At 58.3% G+C, this 10,410-nt stretch carries 7 protein-coding genes and 2 pseudogenes; 7 read left to right on the forward strand and 2 right to left on the reverse strand.

Annotation, left to right across the window (positions count from 1 at the left end; genetic code table 11):
• Positions 1-290: pseudogene (locus tag ACFFAR_RS14280) on the forward strand (hypothetical protein); the annotation flags it as partial.
• Here ACFFAR_RS14280 and ACFFAR_RS14285 read toward each other — a convergent pair.
• Positions 277-462, reverse strand: a pseudogene (locus tag ACFFAR_RS14285) (molybdenum cofactor biosynthesis protein); the annotation flags it as partial. The pseudogenes ACFFAR_RS14280 and ACFFAR_RS14285 overlap by 14 nt on opposite strands.
• A gap of 232 nt (positions 463-694) precedes the next feature.
• Between ACFFAR_RS14285 and ACFFAR_RS14290 the strand changes: the two are divergent.
• The 3 genes from ACFFAR_RS14290 to ACFFAR_RS14300 all read left to right on the forward strand — a co-directional run bounded on the left by ACFFAR_RS14290 (position 695) and on the right by ACFFAR_RS14300 (position 5,300).
• On the forward strand, positions 695-1,357 hold the full coding sequence (locus tag ACFFAR_RS14290) for an alpha/beta hydrolase (RefSeq protein WP_375508035.1): 663 nt from the start codon (positions 695-697) through the stop codon (positions 1,355-1,357).
• Between the two features lie 80 nt (positions 1,358-1,437).
• Positions 1,438-2,037, forward strand: coding sequence for a GNAT family N-acetyltransferase (locus ACFFAR_RS14295; protein ID WP_174362722.1), 600 nt, complete (start codon positions 1,438-1,440; stop codon positions 2,035-2,037).
• 986 nt (positions 2,038-3,023) lie between these two features.
• The gene (locus ACFFAR_RS14300) at positions 3,024-5,300 is read left to right on the forward strand and encodes a hypothetical protein (RefSeq protein ID WP_174362723.1); all 2,277 of its coding nucleotides are present in this window, start codon (positions 3,024-3,026) and stop codon (positions 5,298-5,300) included.
• 367 nt (positions 5,301-5,667) lie between these two features.
• On the opposite strand, the gene ACFFAR_RS14305 is transcribed toward ACFFAR_RS14300, so the two are convergent.
• Positions 5,668-6,678: a LysR substrate-binding domain-containing protein gene (locus tag ACFFAR_RS14305; RefSeq protein ID WP_174362724.1), complete on the reverse strand. Its 1,011-nt coding sequence runs from the start codon at positions 6,676-6,678 to the stop codon at positions 5,668-5,670.
• A 181-nt stretch (positions 6,679-6,859) separates the two neighbouring features.
• On the opposite strand from ACFFAR_RS14305, the gene ACFFAR_RS14310 reads away from it, so the two are divergent.
• From ACFFAR_RS14310 to ACFFAR_RS14320, 3 genes are all read left to right on the forward strand, one after another.
• Positions 6,860-7,675: an alpha/beta hydrolase gene (locus tag ACFFAR_RS14310; RefSeq protein WP_062002086.1), complete on the forward strand. Its 816-nt coding sequence runs from the start codon at positions 6,860-6,862 to the stop codon at positions 7,673-7,675.
• A 43-nt stretch (positions 7,676-7,718) separates the two neighbouring features.
• Complete coding sequence (locus ACFFAR_RS14315; protein WP_174362728.1) at positions 7,719-8,903, forward strand: efflux RND transporter periplasmic adaptor subunit; 1,185 nt, start codon at positions 7,719-7,721, stop codon at positions 8,901-8,903.
• A gap of 32 nt (positions 8,904-8,935) precedes the next feature.
• On the forward strand, positions 8,936-10,410 hold a 1,475-nt coding region (locus ACFFAR_RS14320), incomplete at its 3' end, for an efflux RND transporter permease subunit (protein ID WP_375508036.1).

Consider the following 10,410-nt stretch of genomic DNA (forward strand, 5'->3'; position numbering starts at 1 on the left):
ATGCCCGCGCCGCGCGCGCCCGAAGGACCGAGACGATGCTGACCGACGCCCCCACCGTCACCGCCGCACTGTACGATGCCGGCTACGAGAGCCCCAGCCGCTTCTATGCCGACGCCGGCGCGCGGCTCGGGATGACGCCGTCCGCCTGGCGCGACGGCGGTCGCGGCGTCACCATCCGCTGGGCGCTCGCCGATACGTTGGCGAACTTCGGCGACCGGCCAACGGCGATGCTGCGCACCCTGTCGGACGTGGACACGCCCGCAGACGTGCCCGCCACTAAGAGGAAGTAAGGTGCTCCTGCAGCCGCGGCATCAATTCCACCAGGTTGCAGGGGCGGTGGCGGGCGTCGAGTTGCCACACCAGGATGTCGTCCCAGGCATCCTTTACGGCGCCGGTGCTGCCGGGCAACGCAAACAGGTAGGTGCTGCCCGCAACCCCGGCCAGGGCGCGGGACTGCATCGTCCAGGCAGCGAAAATCAATTCTTGTTCAACCCCGAAGGAGGGGTCAATGCTTCAACCCCGGTATGCACGCATTTGCCTGACAACGATTTGCTGTCTTCTTGGAACTCACGCATTGGCTCGCGACATTCCTCATCACGCTCAAACGATAAGCTCCGAGGCCGACGAACCGCTTCAGTCCGGTGGCGGTACGGTAAGCGATCTGCCGTTGGAGGGCAGTAACTTCCAACGAGTCTTGTATTTACCCCCGGCGCGCGATGCCAAAGGCCTGATGATCATGTTTGCGGGAGGCACGGGCGAACTGGATATCGACAAGCACGGACGCATCAAGAACGCAAAGAACTTCGTGGTGCGGTCGAGCGACCTCTGGCGCGAGCGCGGCTATGGCGTGTTGCTGGTCGATGCACTCGATCATCGATCGTTGCGAGGCCAGCGCAGCACTGCAGCGTATGCCGGGGTTATCGCAAGGATAGTTGCTTTCGCGCGCGAGACGACCCGCGCGCCGCTGTGGGTGCTGGGCACGAGTCAAGGGTCTATCGCTGCGATGAATGCAGCATCGCACGCGGGACAAAACGGGATCGCGGGTTTGATCCTGACCGAGTCGGTGTCCATTCTTGGTGGTTCGCACGAGACCGTCTTCGATTCACACCCCGAGAACGTTCGTGTTCCTTCGCTGGTCGTTGCGAACCGCGATGACCAATGCAAGGTCGCGCCGCCATCTATGGCGAACGCGATCGCGCAAGCCATTCACAACGCACGGGTTACCGTGTTGAACGTGAGCGGTGGCGTTCAGCATTCGCAGGACAACTGCGGCTCTTTGACGCCGCATGGCTACTACGGTATAGAAGACAAGGTCGTAGACGGCATTGTCGACTGGATGCAAAAGACGCGACCTTAGTGTTCGCTCAAACCGCTACGTAAGGCATCGTGTGCCGGTTGAATTAAGATTGATGCCTCCATGAAAACGGCTGGAAGACGATGACCACAGACGCTCTTGATACCAACCGGCCCACGTTGACAGGTCATTTCATCGAACTTCGTCCGCTTGAGGCAACGCACCAGGACGCGCTTCTCGAAGCCTCCGCGGATGGCGAGCTGTGGAACATGAAGGTGACGGTCGTCCCCGGACCGGACACAGTGGATGGGTACATTGCCACTGCGTTGGCCGGGCGCGAGACAGGGGCGGTCATGCCATTCGTCGTTGTCAGGCGCGAGAACGGCGAGGTACTTGGCAGTACCCGCTTCTGGAAGATCGATCGCATCAACAGGAAACTCGAGATAGGGCATACATGGTTGCGTGCATCTGCCCAGCGCACAGGTGTCAATACTGAAGCAAAATATTTGCTGCTCGCTCATGCATTCAATGTCATGAGCGCAGTGCGTGTCCAGTTCACAACCGACGAACTCAATGAAACATCGCGAGCAGCCATCTTGCGAATCGGCGCCAAGCAGGAAGGCATTGTTCGGCACGAACGCATCATGCCGGATGGCCGCAAACGCAATTCGGTGCGCTTCAGCATCATCGATACCGAATGGCCGGCGGTCAAAAAGTCCCTGGAGCAAATGATGGTGCGATAGACAATTGGCGCATTTTCAGCGCCGTTGGACTTGCTTTTAAATGGCCCGTTTTTGCGACTCCGTTCGCGCAGACGGGCCATTTTGTTACCTCGCCGTCTATTGATCGAGTTCGCAAAAAACATTCAATTAGTCATACGAAATACGGTGATCAGTATTATTTACTTTAAATATTAACAAAAGGTAACTTCATACTATAGGAAAGCCTTAAATACTGAAAGCTTCGTGGATTTTGTTTCACGTGAGGATGAAATTCTCACTGCTTGCGATTTTGGGGAGAGACGCAGTGCATCAATCGGTCACTGAGGAACTATTACTTATTTCAAAGTCTTTCCACCACGTTACACGGATGAAACGTTTTTTTGCGAATATAATTCGTCTGCCTCGACCACCCCGTAAGTAATACCTGTACAGAACTGCAGCGCGGTTGAACATGGCAGGAATTACGTGTTTGGAGGTACGAGCGAAATCCGGTAAAGCGGGTGTGAGGCCTCCCGCGTGGAGTATCGGATGACGCGTTAATGTGCTGGATGCTGCAGCCCAAGCGATTAGTTCTGTCGCTTGATCGTTGGGAATAATTCAGCGTTGGCTGAATAGTAAGGGCTTCTAAATTTGTTGATAGGGTAGGCGGAGTTCGACTTTGGTTTGGCGTGAATCAAGCGGCTAAGAAGTGGTTCGTCCGGTTCTTGCTGCTCCACGCAGCGCATCCGGCCATGGCTGCAAGCAACACACCGCTAGATGCACGCGAGCTCTGGAATTATTTAGGATCGCATAGGAATAACGCATTTTCGATGCCACTTTGAGGGCAGGCCTGAACACGCCGGTTTAATGGCAAAACGCAAGAAAGCTTCAGATTCGTCAGCAACGGACGCGATCACCGCGTTTTCAGCTTTACCTCTTTCAGTACCTCAACAACGCATACGCTGGACGGCTTCGATCGATCTTGCTGACTCCCCGGGGAAACCTGCTTTTAGCGATACATACGGACTATGATGAAATACTTAAGACTACTTCCGGTTGCAGCCGCGACAATGCTGGCGACATTTGGTGTGCAGAACGCGCAAGCGCAATCAAGCATCACGATCTCCGGCACGCAATACAAGTTGTGCGGTCAGGAGAATGACAACTGCACGTTCTCGGGAACCGGATCGGTCGTGTTTGGCGCGGTTCCGCCCAACGCGCCGTCGAGCATGCTGACAAGCCCGCGTACCTTCAGCAATGGAGTGGGATGCTATGTCGGCGCGGTTTCGCAGTCCGATCCCGCCTACGGTTATGGCAAGTCGTGCTGGGTCAGCCTGGCAGCGGCGAGCACGCCTCCCGCCACCTCGACGCCAGCACCGAGCAAACCCGCGACTACTCCTACGGCGCCCGCGACCACTACACCGGTGACGTCGACCCCGACGCCCACAGCGCCCGCGACCACGACTCCGTCCACCCCGGCGACGACCCCGACGACCACGCCTTCGACTTCGACACCGACCCCGACCACATCGGCCATCACGTGCGGTTCTCCGACGCAGACGGCGGGCGGCTCGGGTAGCGGATTGATCAGCGCCGACACGCCGACCACTGACGGTCTGCGTATATTCCAGAACAACGTACCGTTCAAGCTCGCGATCACGACGAACTCTCCGGCGGCGGACACCGTTGTGTGGTCCGTTGCGGACTCGAACGGTTCCATCAAGACGCAGGGCAGTTTCCCGGTCAAGTCCGGCGCGCAGACGAACAGCATTTCGTGTACATCGACGTGGTCTGGCTACGGCGCGCTTACCGCGACCCTGCAGTCACACGGCGGCACGTTGCCAAGCAGCGGCACGCGTCCAATGGGCATCGCGACATTCGGCGTATTGCCGAACCTGAGCTCGGTGCTCGGTACGGTGACATATGCGCATCAGGACCAGCATCGCTTCGGCATGCAGGGTTTCAACGGCAACATCGCCGCGTTGCGCGCATTGGGCATTTCGTGGACCATCGACGATCGTCAGGTGTCGGCAATGGAACCCAACGGCCCGGATACGTACACGCCAAGCGTCAACGATCTCGACCCGTTCTACAAGACCAACCCTGATCAGATGCGCATTGTGCGTCTCGATGGACTGCCTGCATGGGATTCGAAGACGGGCCAGTTCAACGACAGCTACTACGCGCCGTCGAATATGCCGGAATTCCAGCGATTCATGGCGAAGGTCGGCACCGACACCAGCCTGATCCGCGCCGCGAATTACCCGAACCAGCAGAAGAACTATTACCAGGTGACGTGGGAGCCGAGCCTCGGCTGGGCAGACAGTGACGCGAACTTCGTGGCCATGTACAAGGCTGCTTACGAAGGCATTCACTCGACCGATCCGAACGCAGTCGTAATGGGCACGGGTAATCCGTTCGCCGCGAATTGCGATACGTGCACGACGGGCTATCTGAAGAAATTCGGCGCGCTCGGACTGTGGAATTACATCGATGCAGTCTCGACGCATGGTTACTGGAACGCAGGCACTTTTCCGGCGCATCCGCCTGAGTTGCAGGACTCCGATCCGGATCCGGCGAACCAGGCCAACGCGCTCGACAACCAGATGACGCAGTTGCGCGCTGTCATGCAGGCAGGCAAGCCGAACATGAAGCTGTTCTTCACGGAAGCAGGCGTGAGCTACGACCCGGGTCTCAACTACGGGCCCACGGTACCGTCGGCGAACCAGTTGTTTGCTCATGCGGCAGTTGGTGCGCGTGCACACATCATCACATTGGGCGGCGGCGCACAGGTCACCACGCTGTTCTTCGGCCCCGACTATCCGGGCGAAGTGGGCTATGGATCATTCTTCGACCTGAACAACGCACAAGGCTCTTTTGGTGCGACGAACTTGTCGCCGAAGCCTGAAGCCATGGCCTTCGCCACGATGACGCGTGCACTGGACGGCACGAACACGCTGGGCCGCGTCAACGGCACGCCGTCGGGGACCTTCGCTTATGCGTTCCAGCAACTCGGCAACGGCAAGGTCGTGACCGCTGCATGGACACACAGCAATGCGCAATGGCCGGCAACCGGCGGCCAGTATAGCCAGACGTACACGAGCGCCTATTCGCTGCAAGTCGACAATGCCGGCACGTCGGGCAACGTCACCAAGATCGATGGCTATGGAAACGTAAGCACGGTTCCCTATACCAACGGCAAGGCGACGCTGACCCTCACCGAAGTCCCGCAGTACATCGTGTCGAACAACGCGACGGTTGCGAAGGCCAACTCGACGGTGCCGGTCGGATATACGGGGCAATAAGAAGCAAGGCAGTTTTCGCGCAGCAGACTTTCGACGCGCCGTGAGCAGGACTGGCGGTGCGTGAAGAAAGCCTTGAATGCCTCGTGGATAAAACCACGAGGCATTTTTTTGTCCACGCGAATGAACCGGCGATACACCAAAGAAAAAAGCCCCGGATCTCTTGGGCAGATCCGGGGCCGACCGTGAAGAGACAAGGAGAGGAGTGATCTCCACGGTAAAAGGTGTTGTGCAGGCGCCGTCAAGCGCTGGTGCATCAGCCAACACCTTAAACAAAACACGACCGTGGATAAATACGCTTGCAGCGAATTGATTCTTCCGATGTCACGAACAATCGGAGATTTGAGTCTTGGCGAGACCGCGGTTCAGTTCAAGCGAATGCTTCGACAGTTGCATCGACAGCATGCGCATTGGTGTATGGCGCCAGACCGTACTGCGCGTCAGCAATGACGCAACGGCCTTCCTGATCGACGACACTCGACATCAGCGGGCAGCTCTCGAACAACATAGCAATCCACTCCACGAAGACGCGAACCTTCGGTGCGAGATGCCGGTTATGCGGATAAACCGCGGCAATCGGCATGGGCGCGGGTTTCCATTGCGGTAATACTTCCACTAGCGCACCCGAGCGCAAGTGCGGCAACAACATGAACCGAGGTGACTGGATGATCCCGGCTCCCTGAACGCCGCACATCACATAGGCGTCGCCATCGTTGACCGCAAGCGTGCCGCGCATCTTGACCGATGTCGTCTCCTGGTCGATCACAAAGCTCATTTCGTTCATGCGGCCCGTGCCGTTCGAAAAATATTGCACGGCGTGATGCTGACGCAGATTGTCCAGACCCGTGGGTTCGCCATATTGTTCTATGTAGGCGGGACTTGCTGCTGTCAATGTCTGAAGCACACCAAGACGTCTCGCCACAAGGCTCGAATCCTCCAGCTCTCCGACTCGAATCGCACAGTCAACACCTTCCTGCACGAGGTCCACGGGTTTATCGCCGAAACCGACCATCAATTCGATGTCCGGATAACGCTCGCGAAATTCGGGCAGCCGCGGCATCACAACCAGCCGCCCGACGGAGCCGGGCATGTCGATACGCAGCTTGCCGCGTGGCCCTTTTCCCGTATTCGATAACGCGTCTTCCGTCTCGTCTATCTCGGCGAGGATGTGTATGCAGCGTTCGTAGTATTCCGCGCCTTCGGGCGTGAGGTTGAGGCGCCGTGTCGTGCGTTGCATCAGGCGCACCCGCAAATGCGCTTCGAGATTCTTGATGATGGTCGTGGTGGACGCGTGGGGGAGATTTAGCGAGTCTGCGGCGCGCGAAAAACTGTTCATCTCCACGATCTTCGTGAACACCTGCATTGCCTGTAGCCGGTCCATGTTGTCTCACTTTTTCAAGCAGAAATGGGCAGGTTCGATCGCGCCGGACTTGATGAAGTCCCGATTGTTCCAAGCGAGCGAATTGTGTTCTGGATTATAACCATTTATCAGAATTGCGCTGAAGTCCACAATCCGCCACATCGCAACTTTGGCGGAATGACGCTTACACGTCACACGAAACATGCAATCGACGAGGGATTCGACGCTTAGCATCGAAGAGGTTTCCATTACCGGTCACGCGCAGCTCATTCGCTTGCGCAGCTATCACCCCGCGTCAAAAGGCGCGCTCTTGCCGATCGTCATCTATTTTCACGGAGGCGGTTTTGTGCGCGGGTCGCTGGACATGGCGGACGCTGCTGCTAGCGCTATTGCACGCGAGACGCCGGCGTGGGTGGTCTCGGTCGGTTATTCGTTGTCGCCTGCCTTTCCATTTCCTGCGGCTCTCGAAGATGGTTATCGCGCCACGCAATGGGTGGTCGCAAATGCTCGTGCGCAAGGAGCGGATGCAAAGCGCATTGGTGTTGCGGGCCACGATGCCGGCGGCAATCTGGCGACATGTCTTGCGGCTGTCGCCCGCGATCGCGGTGAATTTGTTTTCGCCGCTCAAGCGCTGCTTGCGCCTTTGCTCGATCCAAGCATGACACGCATGGCCGACGAAAAAGAAATCGTCGATCCCGATCTGGGTGCGAGTGAATGCGCTCAGTGTTATCGCGCGTACTTGCCCAATGCATCGCAATGGTTGCATCCGTATGCAGCGCCAATTGAATCGCGCAGGCTTGCAGGCTTGCCGCCCGCGCTGATTGCGAGCGCTCAGCACGACCTGTTGCATGTTGAAGCCGAAAAATATGCAAGCGAACTCATCGCGGCAGGGGTGCCTACCGAGGTCATGCGGCACGGCAATGCATCTCACCACGAACTGGGAACGCATCCAGCGGCGCTCGCTGATGTCGTGAGCTTCTTTAAAAAGCGGCTGCCTGCAAAAGCGCAGAGACGCTGAGCCTTCTTAGCGATTCAAATCGGAGCAAAAAATGTTCACGCAAATGTCCCAACCGCGAAAGCGCAAATATGCATTGCTTGGCGCAACCGTAGTCCTTGTTGGCGCCGGCGCGCTGGCCGCATTCCATGGTCACGGCGATTCGCCTGTCAGCGCTGCGGTTGCCGCAGCAAGCGCAGCGCCGCCCACGGAAGTCGATGTCGCCGCGGTGGTCGCCAAATCCATAACGGATTACCAAAGCTATTCCGGACGCCTCGAGGCTATCGATAAGGTCGAGATCCGACCCCTCGTTCCCGGGACCATTGTCGCGGTGCATTTCAAGGACGGCGCTTTAGTCAGGAAGGGCGATCCGCTGTTCACGATCGATCCGCGTCCTTATGTGGCAGAAGTGGATCGTGCGTCGGCGCAACTGGCTGCGGCTCAGGCGCGCAACGGCTACACCTCCACGGATGCGGCCCGCGCAGATCGTTTGCTTGCCGATAACGCCATCGCCAAGCGCGATTACGATCAGGCGCAAAACGCCGCACGCGAGGCGCAGGCAAATCTGAAGGGTGCACAAGCGGCGCTTGAAACGGCGCGGATCAATCTCGGATACACGAACATCGTGGCGCCTGTCTCGGGTCGGGTATCGCGTGCCGAGATGACGGTGGGCAACATCGTTTCGACTGGATCGAGTGCACCTCTGCTGACGACGCTGGTCTCGGTTTCGCCGATCTATGCATCCTTCGACGTCGACGAGCAAACGTATCTGCGTTATCTCAGCCACGACTCGCGCGCGAGCGTCCCGGTGTCCCTTGGCCTTGCCAACGAAGACGGCTATTCGCGCGACGGCAAGGTGGATTCGGTCGATAACCGCCTGGATACAGGCTCGGGAACGATCCGCGTGCGCGCACGATTCGACAATGCCGATGGCGCCTTGCTTCCCGGACTCTACGCGCGTGTGAAGGTGGGCGGCGGCGCACCGCACGCGGCAGTGCTGGTCGACGACGCGGCCATCGGAACGGATCAGGACAAGAAGTTCGTGATGATCGTCGATCACGACAACCGCGCGCAATACCGCGAGGTCACGCTTGGCACGCAGAGCGAAGGGCTGCGCGTGATCGTCAAGGGTCTTCAGCCGGGTGATCGGATCGTGGTCAACGGCTTGCAGCGCGTACGTCCCAATGACGTGATCAAGCCAAACGCCGTAGCCATGTCGAGCGCGTCGCCCACGCCCAGGAACGCTTCTTAGGACGTGTTTCCAACGCAAATAAAGATACCGTCATGAACATCTCCAAGTTTTTTATCGACCGTCCGATCTTTGCGGGCGTGTTGTCGATGATCATCCTGCTTGCCGGGGTGATCGCCATGTTCAACTTGCCGATCTCGGAATATCCGGAGGTCGTGCCCCCGTCGGTGATCGTGAATGCGCAATATCCGGGCGCCAATCCGAAAGTGATCGCGGAGACGGTTGCGTCTCCGCTCGAGGAGCAGATCAATGGCGTCGAGGACATGCTGTACATGCAGTCGCAGGCGAACAGCGACGGCAAGCTGACGCTGACGGTCACGTTCAAGCTCGGCGTGGACCCGGACAAGGCGCAGCAACTCGTGCAGAACCGGGTATCGCAAGCGCTTCCGCGGTTGCCTGAAGACGTGACCCGTCTCGGCGTGACGACGATCAAGTCGTCGCCCACCCTCACCATGGTCGTGCATTTGATCTCGCCGAACGATCGTTATGAAGGAACCTATCTTCGCAACTATGCGCTGATCAACGTCAAGGACCGGCTCGAGCGAATCCAGGGCGTGGGACAGGTCGACCTGTGGGGTGCCGGCGACTATTCCATGCGCGTATGGCTCGACCCGCTGAAGGTCGCGCAACGCAACATGACCGCTACCGACGTGGTCAACGCAATCCGTGAGCAGAACGTGCAGGTGGCAGCAGGCGTGATCGGCTCGTCGCCGACTTTGCCCGGTGTTCCGCTGCAATTGAACGTCAATACGCAAGGGCGCTTGCAGACCGAAGCGGAGTTCCGCGACATCGTGCTGAAGACATCGCCCGATGGCGCTGTCACGCACCTGCACGATGTTGCGCGCGTGGAGCTCGCAGCATCGGACTATGCGCGCCGTTCGCTGCTCAACAACAAGTCCGCGGTCGCGTTGACGATCTTCCAGCAACCGGGGGCGAATTCGCTGCAGATTTCTGACGAGGTCCGCAAGACGATGAAGGAATTGCAGGTCGATATGCCGCCGGGCGTGAAGTATGACATCGTCTATGACCCGACGCAGTTCGTGCGGTCCAGTATCGATGCTGTAATTCATACGCTTCTGGAAGCCATCTCACTGGTTGTATTGGTGGTGATCGTGTTCCTGCAGACATGGCGTGCGTCGATCATTCCCTTGCTTGCGGTTCCGGTGTCGATTGTCGGGACTTTCTCCTTGCTGCTTGCGTTCGGGTTCTCCATCAACGCGTTATCGCTGTTCGGAATGGTGCTTGCCATCGGCATTGTGGTGGACGATGCGATCGTGGTCGTCGAAAACGTCGAGCGCAACATCTCTTCCGGGTTATCAGCGCGTGAGGCCACGTATCAGGCAATGCAGGAGGTGAGCGGGCCGATCATCGCGATTGCGTTGACGCTCGTCGCGGTGTTTGTGCCGTTGGCTTTCATGTCGGGCCTGACGGGTCAGTTCTACAAACAGTTCGCGATGACCATCGCCATCTCCACGGTGATCTCGGCGTTCAACTCGCTGACGTTATCACC

It is taken from the genome of uncultured Caballeronia sp. (assembly GCF_964243625.1).
In the GTDB taxonomy this organism is placed as follows: Bacteria; Pseudomonadota; Gammaproteobacteria; order Burkholderiales; family Burkholderiaceae; genus Caballeronia.